This window comes from Kitasatospora sp. NPDC033851 (assembly GCF_055576085.1).
Genome location: NZ_JBVIRL010000046.1, coordinates 1 through 15,328, shown reverse-complemented (window position 1 = coordinate 15,328; position 15,328 = coordinate 1). Strand labels below are relative to the sequence as shown.

At 69.2% G+C, this 15,328-nt stretch carries 15 protein-coding genes and 1 pseudogene; 8 read left to right on the top strand and 8 right to left on the bottom strand.

All coding sequences use genetic code 11. The features are described 5' to 3' along the window. Positions 1-222: 222 nt before the first annotated feature. The gene (locus ACZ51D_RS40780; RefSeq protein WP_465626422.1) at positions 223-564 is read left to right on the top strand and encodes a hypothetical protein; all 342 of its coding nucleotides are present in this window, start codon (positions 223-225) and stop codon (positions 562-564) included. Positions 565-884: 320 nt separating this feature from the next. On the opposite strand, the gene ACZ51D_RS40775 is transcribed toward ACZ51D_RS40780, so the two are convergent. Beyond that, entirely contained in the window at positions 885-1,304 is a 420-nt protein-coding gene (locus ACZ51D_RS40775) for a DUF5958 family protein (protein WP_465626420.1), read from the bottom strand. Between the two features lie 417 nt (positions 1,305-1,721). Between ACZ51D_RS40775 and ACZ51D_RS40770 the strand changes: the two genes are divergently transcribed. Continuing rightward, positions 1,722-2,090 (top strand): hypothetical protein, encoded by a 369-nt coding sequence (locus ACZ51D_RS40770; protein ID WP_465626418.1) that lies wholly within the window; start codon positions 1,722-1,724, stop codon positions 2,088-2,090. Then, a complete protein-coding gene (locus ACZ51D_RS40765; protein ID WP_465626416.1) occupies positions 2,087-2,602 on the top strand; it encodes a hypothetical protein in 516 nt (171 codons plus the stop codon). Before ACZ51D_RS40770 ends, ACZ51D_RS40765 begins: the two co-directional genes overlap by 4 nt. A gap of 128 nt (positions 2,603-2,730) precedes the next feature. Here ACZ51D_RS40765 and ACZ51D_RS40760 read toward each other — a convergent pair whose 3' ends face one another. Continuing rightward, complete coding sequence (locus ACZ51D_RS40760) at positions 2,731-2,865, bottom strand: hypothetical protein (protein WP_465626414.1); 135 nt, start codon at positions 2,863-2,865, stop codon at positions 2,731-2,733. A 315-nt stretch (positions 2,866-3,180) separates the two neighbouring features. Continuing rightward, the gene (locus tag ACZ51D_RS40755) at positions 3,181-4,224 is read right to left on the bottom strand and encodes a TMEM175 family protein (protein WP_465665335.1); all 1,044 of its coding nucleotides are present in this window, start codon (positions 4,222-4,224) and stop codon (positions 3,181-3,183) included. 86 nt (positions 4,225-4,310) lie between these two features. Here ACZ51D_RS40755 and ACZ51D_RS40750 point away from each other — a divergent pair, with 86 nt between their 5' ends. The 3 genes from ACZ51D_RS40750 (at position 4,311) to ACZ51D_RS40740 (ending at position 7,086) form a co-directional block, all read left to right on the top strand. Continuing rightward, positions 4,311-4,856, top strand: coding sequence for a hypothetical protein (locus tag ACZ51D_RS40750; protein WP_465626410.1), 546 nt, complete (start codon positions 4,311-4,313; stop codon positions 4,854-4,856). Between the two features lie 94 nt (positions 4,857-4,950). Next, entirely contained in the window at positions 4,951-5,475 is a 525-nt protein-coding gene (tpg, locus tag ACZ51D_RS40745) for a telomere-protecting terminal protein Tpg (RefSeq protein ID WP_465626408.1), read from the top strand. Positions 5,476-5,820: 345 nt separating this feature from the next. Continuing rightward, the gene (locus tag ACZ51D_RS40740) at positions 5,821-7,086 is read left to right on the top strand and encodes a serine hydrolase domain-containing protein (protein ID WP_465626406.1); all 1,266 of its coding nucleotides are present in this window, start codon (positions 5,821-5,823) and stop codon (positions 7,084-7,086) included. Between the two features lie 353 nt (positions 7,087-7,439). Here the strand turns inward: ACZ51D_RS40740 and ACZ51D_RS40735 are convergent, their stop codons facing one another. Together ACZ51D_RS40735 and ACZ51D_RS40730 are read right to left on the bottom strand one after the other, a co-directional pair. After that, the gene (locus tag ACZ51D_RS40735; RefSeq protein WP_465665333.1) at positions 7,440-8,333 is read right to left on the bottom strand and encodes an IS982 family transposase; all 894 of its coding nucleotides are present in this window, start codon (positions 8,331-8,333) and stop codon (positions 7,440-7,442) included. A 101-nt stretch (positions 8,334-8,434) separates the two neighbouring features. Beyond that, on the bottom strand, positions 8,435-9,421 hold the full coding sequence (locus ACZ51D_RS40730) for an alpha/beta fold hydrolase (RefSeq protein ID WP_465665331.1): 987 nt from the start codon (positions 9,419-9,421) through the stop codon (positions 8,435-8,437). A gap of 141 nt (positions 9,422-9,562) precedes the next feature. On the opposite strand from ACZ51D_RS40730, the gene ACZ51D_RS40725 reads away from it, so the two are divergent. Then, the gene (locus ACZ51D_RS40725; protein ID WP_465665329.1) at positions 9,563-10,198 is read left to right on the top strand and encodes a helix-turn-helix domain-containing protein; all 636 of its coding nucleotides are present in this window, start codon (positions 9,563-9,565) and stop codon (positions 10,196-10,198) included. 190 nt (positions 10,199-10,388) lie between these two features. On the opposite strand, the gene ACZ51D_RS40720 is transcribed toward ACZ51D_RS40725, so the two are convergent. The 3 genes from ACZ51D_RS40720 to ACZ51D_RS40710 form a co-directional block, all read right to left on the bottom strand. Continuing rightward, complete coding sequence (locus ACZ51D_RS40720) at positions 10,389-11,603, bottom strand: phosphodiester glycosidase family protein (RefSeq protein ID WP_465665327.1); 1,215 nt, start codon at positions 11,601-11,603, stop codon at positions 10,389-10,391. 175 nt (positions 11,604-11,778) lie between these two features. Continuing rightward, positions 11,779-13,170, bottom strand: coding sequence for a hypothetical protein (locus ACZ51D_RS40715; protein ID WP_465665325.1), 1,392 nt, complete (start codon positions 13,168-13,170; stop codon positions 11,779-11,781). A 35-nt stretch (positions 13,171-13,205) separates the two neighbouring features. Further along, positions 13,206-14,432: a hypothetical protein gene (locus tag ACZ51D_RS40710; RefSeq protein WP_465665323.1), complete on the bottom strand. Its 1,227-nt coding sequence runs from the start codon at positions 14,430-14,432 to the stop codon at positions 13,206-13,208. Positions 14,433-14,878: 446 nt separating this feature from the next. Between ACZ51D_RS40710 and ACZ51D_RS40705 the strand changes: the two are divergent. Further along, positions 14,879-15,131 (top strand): annotated as a pseudogene (locus ACZ51D_RS40705) (hypothetical protein); the annotation flags it as partial. Positions 15,132-15,328: the final 197 nt, after the last annotated feature.

The following is a 15,328-nucleotide window of genomic DNA, read 5'->3' as shown; positions in this document are numbered from 1 at the left end:
GCCTGTGCTGGACAGACCAATGTCGCGCCGTCCACTCCCGTGCCGACGAGTGCCGCCGCGTCAGCCGTCGCCGCAAGCCCTCCGCCGACGAGTGCCACCGCGTCCGCCGTCGCCGTAAGCCCTGCGCCGAGCTCGGGCCGACCGGACCAGCAGCAGCTGGACACGGCCGCAGACGCGGTCTCACGCCTCAGCACCTCCTACCAGGATGTCTTCACGGGCCTGATGGTGGACGTTCCGGACGGTTGCGTCATCGTCTACCGGAAGCCGGGCGGTGGCGGCTTCGACGCCGCCCTCGCTCACCTGGGTCTGGGCGTGCGCATGGACCTGCGCGACGCGCCGCGCTCGATCAGCGAGCTGGCCGCCACCCGCAACCGGGTCGTCGCACTGATAGGGCACACCAGCGACTACAGCATCGTCATGGTGGGCGACGGATCGGAGGTGAGCTTCACCCGCGGCGTGGTGGAGGTCGACGTCAGCGGAAATCTGGCCAGCGCCCAGGCAGACCTGCGCGGCCGCTTCGGCAACCGGGTCACCGTCTCAGTCGCCCAACCGCTCTACGGCTGACCGGACTCTCCGCCCCCGCGTTCGACTGCCAGAGGGCATTTGATGAGAGTAGTTTGCCCTTTATGTCCCAGTAGGTTCCTCGCCAGGTCGGTGTGGTTTCGTCCGTTATGCGCTTGGCGAGCTCCGGGTGTGCTGCCGGCGAGGCCGGCAGCACACCCGGGCTTTCTCGGGGCTGTGGCTTCGCCGCCGTCCTCGATAGTGCCGATGACGCGCTGGTGGTACTGGGCGAGGGTTTCGCCGCCGGGCAGGGGGAGTGGGGTGCCGGTGAGGGTGTACCCGGCCACCGCACGATCTTCAGGAGTCCACATAACCTCCGATGATCACGCGGTGGTCGTTCCCCGTTCTCTGTCGGATGCCAACTGGTGCCACTCATGGCCGCATCCGTTGATGCAGGACCGTGCCCGCCGACGTGCATCCGCGATACTCAAGACCTCGACCAGCAGCCGGAACGCCTTGGTTCGCTCGTAGACGGGATCCAACCTGGCGATCTTTCCCAGCTGATGTTCGATCCGTCCGCCCGTGATCAGCACTGCCGGGGTGTGGGTTGGCCGGATCCCGGACCGGCGGATGGCCTCCGGGCCGTCGTCGCTGGTGGCGCGCGCCTGCACACAGAACTGGGCGAGATCCCGCAGCGCAAGAGACTGTTCGGCACTCGGCAGGTCCTCGAACCAGTCGATGCCTTGCGAGATGGGACGCAGCCCCTGCGCCAACTCATTCAGGATCACCGCACGCTCGCGCATCAGCCCCCGCCTCCACGAGCCACCCAGACCGGCAGCCCGAGAGTCATCCAATCAGATCTTAAAGTGTGACTGGAGTACTAACTATCCCCTTCCCGCCCGGTGTCGGGCCGGCCTTGTCCTCGTGGCGGGTGTGGGTGCAACGGGGTGTTGCGCTGGGGATGCCACATGGGGTGTCGGCGTACACAGGTATGTGCTCAGCGGGGTACAGCCGAAGGTGCTCAGCTCGGCGGGGTTGGGTGCTCCAGGAATAAGCATGCGGCCGGCTGGAAGATGCCGGACACTTCATCGGGTGATCGTGATGCAGCCCGTCGTGGAAGAGACCACCCGCTGCGGCCGGCCGACCCGCGCGGCTCTTTTCTCCACGGACTGCTGACCCTCGACCCCCTTTTCGCAGTCGGCGGTCTGCGGGTGACGGATATGTCAACAGGCGTCACCTTCCTGCCCGGGTGCTGCGACGGGCTGGAGGACTGGCGGGACTGGCACCGGCTGATCAACGACGGCGGCCCGCTCTGGTTCGGCCACGATCCTGTGCCACCGCTCGCCGAACGCATCGGCGACACCGTTCGGCTCACCGTCGACAACTGCCGGCACGACAGCCCGCTGATCGAACTGCCCGTAACCAAGCTCGGCCACCTTCTCGCCGACGCCGAACGCGACCTGGCCGACTTCTTCACACTGGCGGCCGACTGGGTCCCCGGACATCTGCCCGACCACGCCGACTCCGTTGCCGCCGCGCTCGCTCGACTTCTCGGACTGCCGGGTCCGGCCGCACCCCCAAAGGCATGAGCAACAGCAAGACAGAGCCGTGTGATCACCTACGGCGCAGTGGGCGCGTTCACGTGTGCCTGGCTGGGCAGTTCGACATGGACGCCGACACCGCCCAACGACCAAACCAGACCAAAGTCACGGTATTGGAACTGGACCGGTACTTCGCACGTGACATCATCCGGTCCGTGACCCCTTTCCGCCGGCGTCCTTCCGCCGCCCGTGTGCTCTTCGCGCTCTACGCCGTCGTCCTCGTGGCCCTGGCCGTGTGGCAGGCGCTCCAGCCGTGGAACGACCCGTTCGACAGCTCAGCCGCGCTGCCGGCTCTCGCCTTCGTCCTGGCCGCCCCGGGCGCGGTCATCCCCCTCGTCGCGAGCGGCATCGGCGGCATGGTGAGCGCCCCGGTGTTCAACGCGCTGGCCATTGTCGTCGCGCTCGCCGAAGCCGCCCTGCTGCACCGAGCAGTGCGCTCGCACCGGTCGAAGGCCGCTGCGAGCAGCGACACCGCACGCCGGGCGGATCCTGCCGCCTGAACAGCGGAGGCCGGGCGAAGCCCCTCCAGGTGGTCCGCATCCTGCGGCCCCGGCAACAGCTCCCGGCCCTCGCCGTAGCGGTGGTAGACCTGCGGCAGGAAGTGGCAGTAGGCCGTACTCAGAACTCGCTAACCGACGGCGAGCACGGCTTGTTCACCGCCAAGCTCCTGAAGACGCTGCGATCCGGTATTCCCGGAGGCGCACCACATCTCGACCTGATCGACGTCTTCCTTGAGATGCAACGACGCAGCGACGACAGCCACCCGCGCCCTCCCTTTCCTTAAGCGGAATGAGACAGGTTCGCTGCCTGTTCCGCAATCGCTCGGAGGAAGTCAACCTGTCCTCTCTGCACAGCTGCCTCATGACAGCTTGGCTGGCCAGGTCCCGGAACACTGTGAGATCCATATCCCGAGCGCGCGATCCCGCACCGCCGCATGCTGTTTACCGCCCTGGTGCTGCGCGACCAGGGCGCCCCATTGATCCGGCTCCGCTCAAGAACGCGGCGTGCCGCCGTGTACGGTCCCGCTGCTGGCGTTGCCGGTGATGAGCGCGTTGCCCTCGTCCTCGGCGGAGCGGTGTCAGCGCGTGGGGCGGGCCGGGGCCAGCTGGTCGAAGCAGTAATAGATGGCGAGGAGCGCGTGGGTGGCCAGCATCGCGACCGGGCTGATGTATGCCAGGCCGACGGTGAGCAGGTAACAGAGGCCGCCGATGCTGAAGCGGCGCATCGCGGTGCGCAGTGCCGCGGGGGGCACTGGAGTGTCCAGCAGCCGTGCGTCGCGCGTGAAGGCGAGGAAGAGCAGGGAGAAGGCGATCCCCATCGCCACCATGGTGGAGGCGTAGACGGCGGCCGCGGTGTGGGCGTCGCTGTTGTCGGCGGTGAGGTAGGTCGCGAGCAAGCGGGTAGGGAAGGGGATCACCGACACGGTGAGCAGCAGGAAGAGATTGGCGAACAGGGTGCGCCGGTCCACCCGGCGTGCCAGTGAGCACATCGCGTGGTGATTGATCCAGATGATGCCGATGACCAGGAAACTCACCAGATAGGCGAAATACGAAGGCCACTGGTGTGCGAGCGCGCTATTCAGGGAACCGCCCTGCGCGGCCTCCGGTTCCGGCACCTTCAGGTCCAGCACCAGGAGCGTGATGGCGATCGCGAACACGCCGTCGCTGAAAGCCTCGAGGCGGTTCGTGCTGAAGTCGGCGGCTCGCTTCAGCGGTTCGGGCGGGGGTGCTTCCTCGGTGTTCACGTTGTCTCCAAGTCGGACTCTCTGGCAGCCGCGGTGGCGCAGGACCTGGATGACGAGGCGCTGTTTCGGAGCCGGGTCGACAGGGCCGACCACGGCGATCCGGACCCGCGTCCCCGGCGGGCGCAAGCGTACCGTGAGCTCGTCGGCGGCCCGCTCGGCACACCACCGCGGCCAAGCCGGTCGAGGGCGAGGCCTCCGAGCCCGGGAAAGAAGGGCGAGCAGCAGCCGGCGCCAGCGGAGTCGCCCATCGAGTGACTGAAGATCAACACGAAGCAGCAAGCAGCGCGGATCCTCCAGGCCGTCAAGCTGCGCGCCTTCGACCCGCACGGGCAGTGGCAGCGGATGCACGCCGCTGCTGCCGCGTTCCACATCGAGCACGGCCACCTCGACCCCACCGACGAGGCGAAGCACGCTCGGCGACGGGCGCCCCGCACAAGCACCTCCGGGCGGCGTACCTGGACACGATGGCCGCTCTCGGCGTCCCGCTCACGCTCGCCGACACCGACCCCGCCGCGTTCCTGGACGCCATGGCCAGCCTCAAGACCACCGGCGACCCGGCGGAGCCGGCGGTGCTGACCGCGATCAAGCAGACCGCGAAGGGCACCCTCGGCAAGATGCGCGAACGCCCGCGCGGGCACGGCTACAAGCCCGGCGAGCGCTGGGCGGCTCTGGAGCGGCCGACCTGGGACCCGCTGATGCGCGCCCTGGTCATCGACACCGCCACCGTCAACCTCCACCGCAAGCTCCGCAGAATGGCCGCCGACACCGGCCTGCACGCCTTCGCCGCCATCTCCGACTGCGCCGTCTTCGCCTCACCCGGCCCCGGCGCCCTGGACATCCTCACCAAGCCGGACGCCACCCTCACCACCTCGCTGCGCCTCGGAGTGAGCCCCCGCCTGGTGAAGTTCGAGGGCTCCCGACCGATGGCCGAGATCACCGACCTCATCGCCGACGACACGAACCCGGCAAGGCACATCAAGACCGGCGGAGTCGTCTCCGCCGACGAGTAGCCCCGCGCGGCCTGCCGGCACCCGTCCGGAGGGCCACCCAGAGCACCCACTCGACGCCGTCCCGGCCGGGACGGCAGGAAGGACCTGATGCCCCATGAGCCGGGAGATCGACGAGGCCCTGGAACGCGCCAAGCGCACCCGCCCCATCCCGGTCCACCTGAACACCCGGGTCAAGTTCCTGCGGGAGAAGGTCGCCAAGAACGACACCAAGCGCCTTGCCCAGGCCGTCGGCGTCTCGGTGCGCACCGCCCAGCGCTGGGCCCACGCCCTGACCGCCCTCGCCGACGGCGAGCTGGCGGCCTGGCAGCCGCGGGTGAAGCAGCGGGTACGCCGCGACGCCGAGAAGAACGGGTTCACGCTCCACATCTCCGGGACGTTCGGCTTCGACGCCGGCCCCAACTCCACCGACGACCCCCGTGAACGGCTCCTGGAGAACCTCCGGATGCCCGGCAGCATCGCCCAGGCCCTCTACGCCGCCCGCGACCGCGGAGCCACCCAGGCCGAACAGGAGGAGATCCTCGCCGACGGCCTGCGCGACCACTACTTCCGGGCCGGCGGCGGCTGGCGCGCGCCGAAGGTCGCGCTGAACAGCCTCAACTGGATGGACCTCGAGCTGTAGAAACCCGCGGGCGGCCACCGTGTCGCCGAGATGTGACTGAGGGCTTCAGTTGGCGGATGAGCGGTTGAGTTGGCGAGCTGAGTGTGCGGCATCGATGCCGATGGCGAGTCGGTCGGCGTGGTCGAGTAGTGCCTTCAGCTCGCGGTAGTGGGCATCCTGCAGGGGCAGATTCCGCAGGCCGGTGTGGCGGGTGGCGCGGATCTGGTCGGGGCTGACCCTGACCAGGAGTCAGGGATGGCCCAGGGCCGAAGCCGGGGTGATTCCCGATGCGCCGTCGGCTGGTCGAACGACACCATGATCGAGGACGTTCGACCGGCGTCCGATGAGCTCACCCGGAGTAGACCGATGAACGCTTTCAAGCGACGCCTCACCCCGCTCGCGCTGGCCGCCGCCGCGCTGGTCGCCGCCACCGCCACAGCCGCTCCGGCCCTGGCCGCTGGTGCGCCGGCCGTCCAGGCGGCCGCCGCCACGCAGAGCGCATCGCCGATCGGTGCCTCCGGGCTCAACACGACGGCCCTCGACGCGGCGGTCAGCCTGCACCCCGGCGACCGGGCGGGTGGTCAGCTGGCCCGGGTCAGCACCCCGGACCAGATCTGGCAGGGCAGTTCCTCGGACGCCTTCACCAGTCGGCCGATCTCACCCGACGCGCACTTCCACATCGGCAGCATCTCCAAGGCCTTCGAGGCCACGGTGGCCCTCCAACTGGCCGCCGAGGGGAAGCTCGACCTCGACCAGACCGTCCAGTACTACCTGCCCGGCCTCCTGCCCGACAGCTACCATCCCATCACCGTAAAGCAGTTGCTCAACCACACCAGCGGCCTGCCGGACATGCAGGCGGGAATCCCCAACCCCACCACCGACCAGCTGATCGCCGAACACCTCGACTACTTCACCCTCGACGACGTCATCCACTCCAGCCTGCACCCGGCGGACGGCTCGACCCCGCCCCTGCACTTCACCCCAGGCAGCAAGCAGGAGTACAGCTCGCTCGGCTACCGCATCGCCGCCAAGATCATCGAGCAAGTGACCGGCACCTCCTTCGGCGACGAGGTGACCAGCCGGGTGATCCGGCCGCTCCACCTGAACCACACATCCGTCCCCGAGGGCGACACCCGGATGCCCCGGCCGGCCTTACACGGCTACGTCATCGACTCCACCGGTCGGCCCGTGGACGTCAGCGAACAGGGCGACGACGCCACCGCCATCATCTCCACCGCACCCGACCTCGACCGCTTCATCACCGCCCTGTTCAGCGGCCGACTGCTCGCCCCCGAGCAACTCAACGAGATGTTCGCCGCCCCGCTCGACAGCACAGGCAACCCCCTCCACTACGCGGACGGCAGCGACTGCGACACCGGCCCCGCCAAGGGCACGGCCTGCTACGGCGCCGGTCTGAAGAGCGTCGCGCTGCCCGACGGCACCGTCCTGTGGGGCAAGACCGGCCACGACATCGGCTACGCCAGCGGCGTCTTCGCCACCCGCGACCTGAAGCTGCGCACCGTCTACGCCGTCGGCACCTCCACCGCCGACAACGGCGGCTCTCCGGCCGTCGCCAACCGCCTGATCGCCGCCCTGCTCACCCCGCCCCAGGCCACCACCGCCGCCCACTGAGACACCAGCCGTATCTGCCCCAGGTTCTGCCCACGGGCCCCGGGGGGCTCCCCGTGGCTACTTCGCGGTGGGGAGCCCCCGGGGCCCGTGGGCAGAAAGCCTTCGGCAGCGCGGAGGTGGCTGAGGAGGGTGCTGCGCAGCCGGGCCGCGGCGCGGCTGAAGCGGAGGCACCTCCACCTTGTGCCTCGATGCGCTCAAGTCGCCAACTGAAGCGCTCAGTCACACGAGATTGTGACGGAGCACTGCATCTGGCGGATGAGCACCAGATCTGTCGGGCTGTGCGTTCCAGTTGGCAGGCAAGGTGGCAGACCTGTGACAAAGCCGTATCGCCTAGACGAGTAGATCCGATGTGATTAGTGGTCGTAGGCGATCAGCGAGCGGGTGACCGGTGCGCCGATCAGGTTGTTGTGCCAGATGCTGGCGGCCATCGCGAGGACCCGCTGGGTCACCCGGACGGCCACGCCCTCGAAGGTCCGTCCGCCATGTCGTTCCAAGTCAAGCTGCCCTTTGAGGGTGTCGTTGACCGACTCGATCAGCTGGCGGACCTTCTTGAGCATCGGCTCGCCGTATCGCTTCCTCTCGCGCTTGAGCGACGGCCGCAGGAGCTCGATGCCTTGCTCGGCGAGGTCCTTCTCGAACGGCTTGGACGCGAAGCCCTTGTCCGTGATGAGCAGGATGCCCTCGCGCTCGGTCACCAGATCGGCGTCGACCTCCAGCATCGCTGCCAGGACCTCGCGTTCGCCGATCTTAGGGTTGGCCAGTGCCCACATGATCGGCATCCCGGTCGGAGTGCACACCAGATACAGGCGCAGGCCCCAGAAGAAGCGGGAGTGGGAGGCGCAGTAGCCGTAGCCGGCCCAGCCGGCCAGGTTCGATCGCTGGACAGTCGGGCGCGACATTCCGCAGGGCACCGGGGTCGAGTCGGCGATCCAGATCGTGTCGCTCCAGAAGTCGCTGTCCATGGCGAGTTCGCGGATCATGCGCTTGAGCAGTGGAAGTGCTGACTTCAACCGCTTGCTGTAGCCCGGCCGTTGGGGCAGATCGGGGAACATGTCGGACAGGTTCTTGCGGGCGTAGCGCAGCCAGCGGGCTTCGGAGTGGTAGCCGAGCAAGGCCTGGGCGACCGCGAGACAGACGAGTTCGGAGTCGCTGAGCAGGGGCGGCCGTCCCATCCAGCGGGTTCCTCCGATCTCGTCGTCGATCTTCACGTAAAGTGCGGTCAAGAGGGTGTTCAGGTCGGTCGTCACAAACTGATCTTGGACACCCTCTGCCCTTTGGCGGGCCAGAACTTCGGATCTACTCGTCTAGGTGAGTGGGGTGTCCGGGGCCCGGTACTCGGGTGCGCGGTTCAGCCCTGGAGGGCGGTGAGCCAGTCGGTCAGCAGGCGGTTGACCTCGTCAGGGCGTTCCTGCTGGATCCAGTGGCCGCAGCCTTCCAACAGGTGGGAGGCGGACAGGGCGGGGAGGGTAGTGGGGTAGCTGTCGATGGCATCGGCCATCCAGGTGGTGGAGGCATCCAGGGTGCCGCCGATGAACAGGGACGGCTGCTTGATCGCGGCTCCGCGATGGGGGGCGAGGTCCTCCCAGTCACGGTCCATGTTGCGGTAGCGGTTGAGGGCGCCGGTCAGGCCGGTGCGCTCGAACTCAGCGGCGTAGACGTCGAGGTCGTCCTCGCTCAGCCAGGCGGGCAACGTGCCTGCGGGGAAGCGGTCGCGCAGCCGGCCGCCGTGGGGAACGAAGTGCGGGTCGGGCTCGCCCTGGGCGGGCATGGTGTCAGCGGACAGTGCCGCGTAGAAGCCGGAGAGCCAGCCCCGGACATCGGGCTCGATCTCCGCCTCGGCGCGGCCGGGCTTCTGGAAGTAGGAGACGTAGAACTCCTGCTCAGGGCCGCCGATCCGGCCGAAGACGTCGGTGGGGCGAGGACCACCCGGCGGGGCGTAGGGGACGCTCAGCAGGCCGACGGCGCGGAAGACTTCGGGGTGGAGCAGCGCCGAAATGGCGGCGATGTTGGAGCCCCAGTCGTGGCCGACGACCACCGCGCTCTTCTCGCCGAGGGCGCGCACCGCGGCGACGTTGTCCTGCACCAGGTCGAGCATTCGGTAGGCGTCGGTCGCGGCTGGCTTGGAGGAGCGGCCGTAGCCGCGCACGTCGATGGCAACCGCCCGGTAGCCGGCGGCGGCGAGGGCCGGGAGCTGGTGGCGCCATGAATACCAGGACTCGGGGAAGCCGTGCACGAGCAGGACCAGTGGGCCGGTGCCCTGCTCGACCAGGTGCAGGCGCCCGGCCGGGGTCCCGATGGTGCGGTGGCGGAGCTCGGCGGTCGGTTCGGGCTGCATGGGCTTCTCCTCGGTTCGCGGACGGACGCGGCTACTCGTCGATCATGCGGCGCGGCGGTCTCTCGACGCGATCAGCGTTGCCGTTCTGGCAAGATCGCAGCCCAGGGCGGTTGGGCGGTGCGGCTGGAAGGAACAGAACGGATGGCAGGCGACGACCTGGACGGCACGCTGGCGGCGATGGGGCCCAGACTGCGAGCCGCGCGCGAGCAGCACGGCGCCACGCTCGCCGGTGTCCACTGTGCGACCGGCATCTCGCCGAGCACGCTGTCGCGGATCGAGACCGGTCGGCGCAAGCCCACCCTGGAGGTCCTGCTTCAGCTGGCGAAGGAGTACGGCGTCTCCCTGGACGAGCTGGCCGGCACCGCCCCCGCCCCCGCGGTCGAGCGCCGCAGCAGGGCGCCGCACAGCTTCGGGGACGACAAGGCGGTACTGCCGCTGACCCGGTACGTCGGCGGCTTGCACGTCCACAAGCACGTGCTGCCCGCCGTCGAGGATCCGCCCGTGCGGCCCCGGCAGGCCTCCCACGAGGGCTACGAGTGGCTGTGCGTCCTGTACGGGCGACTGTGGCTCGCGCTCGCCAACCAGGATCTCGTCCTGGCCGCCGGGGACGTCGCCGAGTTCGATACCCGCACCCCGCACGGGGTGGCGAACGCCGGCACCGGCGGGCCGGTCGAGTATCTGATCTTGTTCGGGCCGCAGGGCGAACGACTGCGGCCGCGGACCACGCCGGTCCCCGGCCGCGGGGCCTGGCAGTCCGGCGGAACACCAGGGGCCTGAACTGCTCTGCGTGGCGGCCTCCCCGCTGAGCGCTTCAGTCGTTGAATTCCGCCGACTGAAACGTCACGCAGATCGGCGGGCCTTCGAGACGCCGCCGCCGAGAGGGCGTCCGGTCACTTCTGGTGCGTTCCAAGGCAGTGAGGAGGCTGAACCAGCCCGTACACCTGCCGCTTCGTAGCGGTCGGTCGGCCTACTCGGCGAAGATGCCGATGGCGTTGGGGATCCGTCGTTCCTGGTCGTGGTCGAGGTGGTTGCGGACCGCGAGATCGCTGGTGTCCGGGTTGCGGGTGACCAGGGTGGCGGAGGCGCCGCCGTCCAGGTAGACGCCGTCGGAGCAGCCGAAACCACGCAGGGCTTGGGCGAGTTCGGTGAGAGCCATCCCGGTGGAGGTGCTCTCTCGGCCGTCCGTGGAGAGAAGTGTGAGCAGGCGGCCGTGATCTGCCAGGCAGACTGCGGTGCGCGGCTCGATGTCGTGGGCGTCCAGCCCTGCCAGTGGCCTCCCGTCGCGCAGCATCGGATAGGCGCCCAGGGCGAAAGCGAAGGACACCGGCCCGTTCGACGCGAGGCGGTAGTCCGTCACGACCGCCGTTCCGACCGGCAGGCCCGCCAGCACCCGGGCGCCGGCCTCGCGGCCGAGTAGCACGAGGCTGTCGGCGGGGATCGGACCACGGCCCGGGGTGGTGGAGGCCGACACGACGCGGCCGTGACGGACCGTCAGCTCCCAGGTGTCCGTGCTGCAGGGCGCCTTTCGCGACTCGTCATTCCCGCACACCGCGCGCTCTCGGGAGACCTCACCCCAGTCGGAGGTGAACACCCCGATCGAACCGACCGGCAGAGCGTACTGGTTCAGCCCGCCCAGCTCCCACGTACGGCCTGCGGCCTGCAGATGGCCCCCAAGTTCCAGACGTCCCGTGCGGGCCACACCGTCCACCCCGACCCCCAGCACGTCCTGGTCCGTGTCACCCGGAGGCGGCTGCCAGCCGAACCGCTGAGCCTGCGGGACCGCGGCCTTCAACGCCCGGCCGCGGTGGACGGCCGGGCCGGAGGGCGCCCCCGTCGCCTCGACACCCGGGTGCTGCTCCTCGGTGATGTCGAAGAAGTCCCCGTTCACGGCCGCGACCGCCCCGCGTTCGCCGGCCAGCCGGGTGAGCGGCGCCCGGGCGGCCACCGCACCGGGATAGAGCAGGTCGGCCCGCACGCCGGGCCGGCTGAGGTCGGCCCGTACGGCGTACAGGCGAGCGGTGCCGTGCGGGGTGGGCACCGTCGTTTCCCTGTACGCGACTCCGGCCGCGAGCGGCACCCAGGGTGCGGTGCCTGCGAGGGCCTCGTCGGCAGACGACGCGGCTGGGCCGGCCGGGGCCAGGGCCATGATCAGGGCGACCGCGGATCTCAGGAGAGCCTTCACGCGCCCATGCTCGCGGCTGCCGCGGCCTGCCCGCAGCACTGCCTGAGGCGTGTCGCCACCAAGTGCCTGAAGGAGTGGTTCAGGGTGGGGGACAGGCGGGCTTGCCAGGGCGGGGCGATCCGCTCGCGGTGACACGGGCCCGGGTGTCCGGCGGTGTCCACACAGGCGGGCGGGTTCAGACTTCGATGCGCAGGGTGCTCCTCATGACCTGAACCTGGTACGGGCGGCTGAGTGAAAGCAGGTAGCACAGATCGAGTTCCCCGGTGGCCGGGTCCCAGGTGGTGAAGCGCCTGAGCGGGTAGGCGCCGTACGACCAGCCCTGGTTGGGATCCGGAGGCGGGTCCTTCTCGTGAATCCGGTCCATCCCGGGATGGTGCATGTAGGAGCCGTACGCCTTCGGTTGAGAGGGGTAGTCGACGTTCGGGTCGAAGAGCGGGACGTCCTCTGCAGTGGCCAACCCCCAGGGAGTCGAAGCGAGTCGAGCGACGATGGGGCGGGCCCGGGGATCGTCACCGCCCGGTACGGGGTCCTTGTCGGAAGCGTTGGTCAGCAAGAGCAGCCACCGTCGGAGCTCGTCGAGCCACATGAGCCCGATCGAGGTGTACTCGTCGTGAAACCACAGGTCCTTGGCTTGTCCGGCATCGGGCGACCATGGTTCGGACGAAGCACCGGTGTAGTACATCGTGTCCTGCAGGCGCGGAGGTGAACCGGTGAGGAGCGGTATCCAGGCCAGGCGGAAGTCCCCGCCGTGGTCGGCCCGCCAGCCGAAGCCGAGGATCACCAGACCGCTCTCGGCAGCGGTCGGCGGTAGGCCCGGCACGACGCTCTTGTCCACCAGCTGCGGCACCGCGCCGAAGAAGCGGTCCTCCCGGTAGGTGTAGACCAGTCCGCTGCACCGGATGCAGAACCGCCAGCCGCTCTGGTGGTTCGCATCGTCGGGAGGCGCATCGGGCGTGTCGAAGAAGGGCACGTGCAGTTCGGGGCCGACGGGCCGGTGGAGGCCGTCGCCGGCCGGGCACAGGTCCGGGGTGGCCGAGTACCCGGTGAAGACGGCCGCCGCGCAGTTGTCGCAGCGTTTCCAGGCTCCCTGTGTCCGGAGCCCGGATTCGTCGAGTGGCATCGCGTAGACGGCGGAGCCGACGCCGTCATGCGGCTGCCGCGTCGCCCAGCACACTCCACCCGTCGTGGCGGCCTCACCCGAGAAGAACAGCGCCTCGCAGGTGCGGCAGTGCCGCCACCCTGCCTGGCTGATGGGACTCGCACTGAGGTCGTGCGGCAGGATGAACGACAGGCCGAGGACCTGGTGGCTCTGCAGCGCGCCGCCCGGCCCGGTCGGGCACGCCCCGATCCGCGGGCTGAAGAGGAACTCGGTGTCGTACGGACCGGGCTTCGACGGGTCGGCCTTGCCGACCAGATAGGTGCCGAGCGTGGGATTGCCCGGTCGCAGCTGCTCCGAGTACTGCGGGGCGGAGATGTTGACGAAGGCGTAGGCGCGGCCGTCATGGCTGAAGGGGCCTCCGGGCCTCTCCAGGCTTTTGGTGATGCCCACCGGGGCGGTGGCGCGCATCGGATCGAAGTTCGACGGATCCCGCATGACGGGGTTCAGTCGGAACCCGCCTGCCGTCGACCGCGGGCAGGTCCCCGGCGTCGCCGCGCCGGTCCACAGCAGTCCGTGGCACCGGGAGCAGAAATGCCATTCGGGCTGGCCGGAGCTGGCGTCGGCGCCTTGTTCGCGGCTGGGCAGGTGGAAGATCCAGCTGTCGGGGGATAACTGTGCTCTCCCCCGACCGGGCAGACCGTACCGTCGGTGGCGCCGTGGGGAGCCCAGAAGAGTCCGTGGCAGTTTCCGCAGTAGCGCCAGTCGGGTTGACTGGTGGTGTCGGTGGCGCCCTGCACATTGTTCGGCAGGACGAAGTTCCAGCCGGCCGGGACGTGTTCGCCACCGAGCGGGCACCTGCTTCCCGTGGCGGCCTCGTGGGGCGCGAAGAACAGCCCGTTGCACTTCGCGCAGTAGCGCCAGTCGGGCTGTCCGGTCGTGTCGGTGGCACCCTGCGTTGTGTTGGGCAGGACGAAGTTCCAACCCTGCGGGTCGTGCTCGACGAGCACGGCCTCGGCCACCCGGGTGTCATCGGTCCAGGCGACCAGGTCGGAGTTGCGCGGGTTCACCGCCGGGCAGATGCCGGGGTTCGGGATGCCTCCCGGCTGCCAGAAGAGCCCATGGCAGGTGGCGCACAGGTGCCAGTCGGGCTGCCCGCTGGTGTCCGGGGCCCCCTGTTCACGGCTGGGCAGATAGAAGATCCACCCGTCCGGACGGTGCCGGTCCCCGGCAGGACACACACCTCCTCCGGGCTCCTCCTGCTGTGCATGGAACAGCCCGTGGCACTGCCCGCAGAAACGCCAGTCGGGCTGCCCGGTCGTGTCGGTGGCACCCTGCATGTTGTTCGGCAGCACGAAGTTCCAGCCCGCCGGGACGTGCTCGCCGCCGAACGGGCAGACAGAGCCCGAAGCGCTGTCCTTCGGGGCCCGGAACAGCCCGTTGCACCGTACGCAGAAGCGCCAGTCGGGCTGTCCCGTCGTATCGTTGGCACCCTGGGTCTTGTTCGGTAAGACGAAGTTCCAGCCGATCGGGTGGTGCCCGCCGTTGTCGGACGTGGCGACGTCACCGAAGTAGACGTACAGCCTGCCCTCGTGTTCGGTGGTGGGTCCCTCATCCACACCCACGACGTTCCAGCCGCCGGTGAGGTTCATCATGGGCCAGTCCTGAGGGTCCCGGTCGCCCGTCAGCTGGGCCAGCCGTTTGGTGTCCAGGAGGGTCATGTGGTCGGGCATGGCAACCCCTTGCCGTGATCTCCTCGCCACAGGGCCGTCCGGCGAACCACCAGGAGCACCGCCCGAACGCCCTGAATCCCCCGCTGGCGTTGGCCACCTCCCACGATCTTCGCGGGGACGGCCACCCGCCGGCCGGCAGTGTTCCCCCGGCCGCGCCTGTAGCCTCCAACACATCAACAATATTTCGACACAGGCACTCATACATCCCGAGCGCATCTTCGATCGCGGCCACGGAACGGGGCTCGAACCGAAAGGCGACAAGAGCGCGGTCGACCATCCACAGCCGCTTCCGGCAGTGGAGGCACGCCGGCGTCTTCGAGGCCCTGCTGGAGGGTGCGATCGCGGAAGCCGCCAAGCGGGGTGAGGTGGACTTGTCCCTGGTCAGCGTGGACTCCACGACCGTCCGGGCCCACCACGACGCCACCGGAATGCACCTGGACCCGACCGTCATCCCCGAGAAGGTCGACCAGGCCGCCAACCGGAAGAAGGGCAGCAAGGGCGGCAGGCCCGTCGGCCACGACGCCGAGCTCTACAAGCCGAGCTCTACAAGAAGCGGAGCACCGTCGAGCGCCTGATCAACAAGCTGAAGGCCTGGCGAGGCATCGCCACCCGCTATGACAGGACTCCCGCTACCTCGCCGGCCTCCACCTTCGCGGCGCAATGATCTGGATCAAAGACCTCACCAGGACCACCGCCTGATCACGACCGAATACGGGCCCTCGTACTCCAGCCGTAGATCGCGATCTTGCCGGGTGCCTGCTCATGGCCCGTAGACGAGGTCCGTACCCCCGCTGGCCTCAATTAGGGCGTCCGCCAGTAGGTCATCGGATGCGGGGGCTTCGAGGCCGGGTATCCCAGCGGTAGAGGGTCCAAGCCCGTCTGATTAGGCAGCGGAC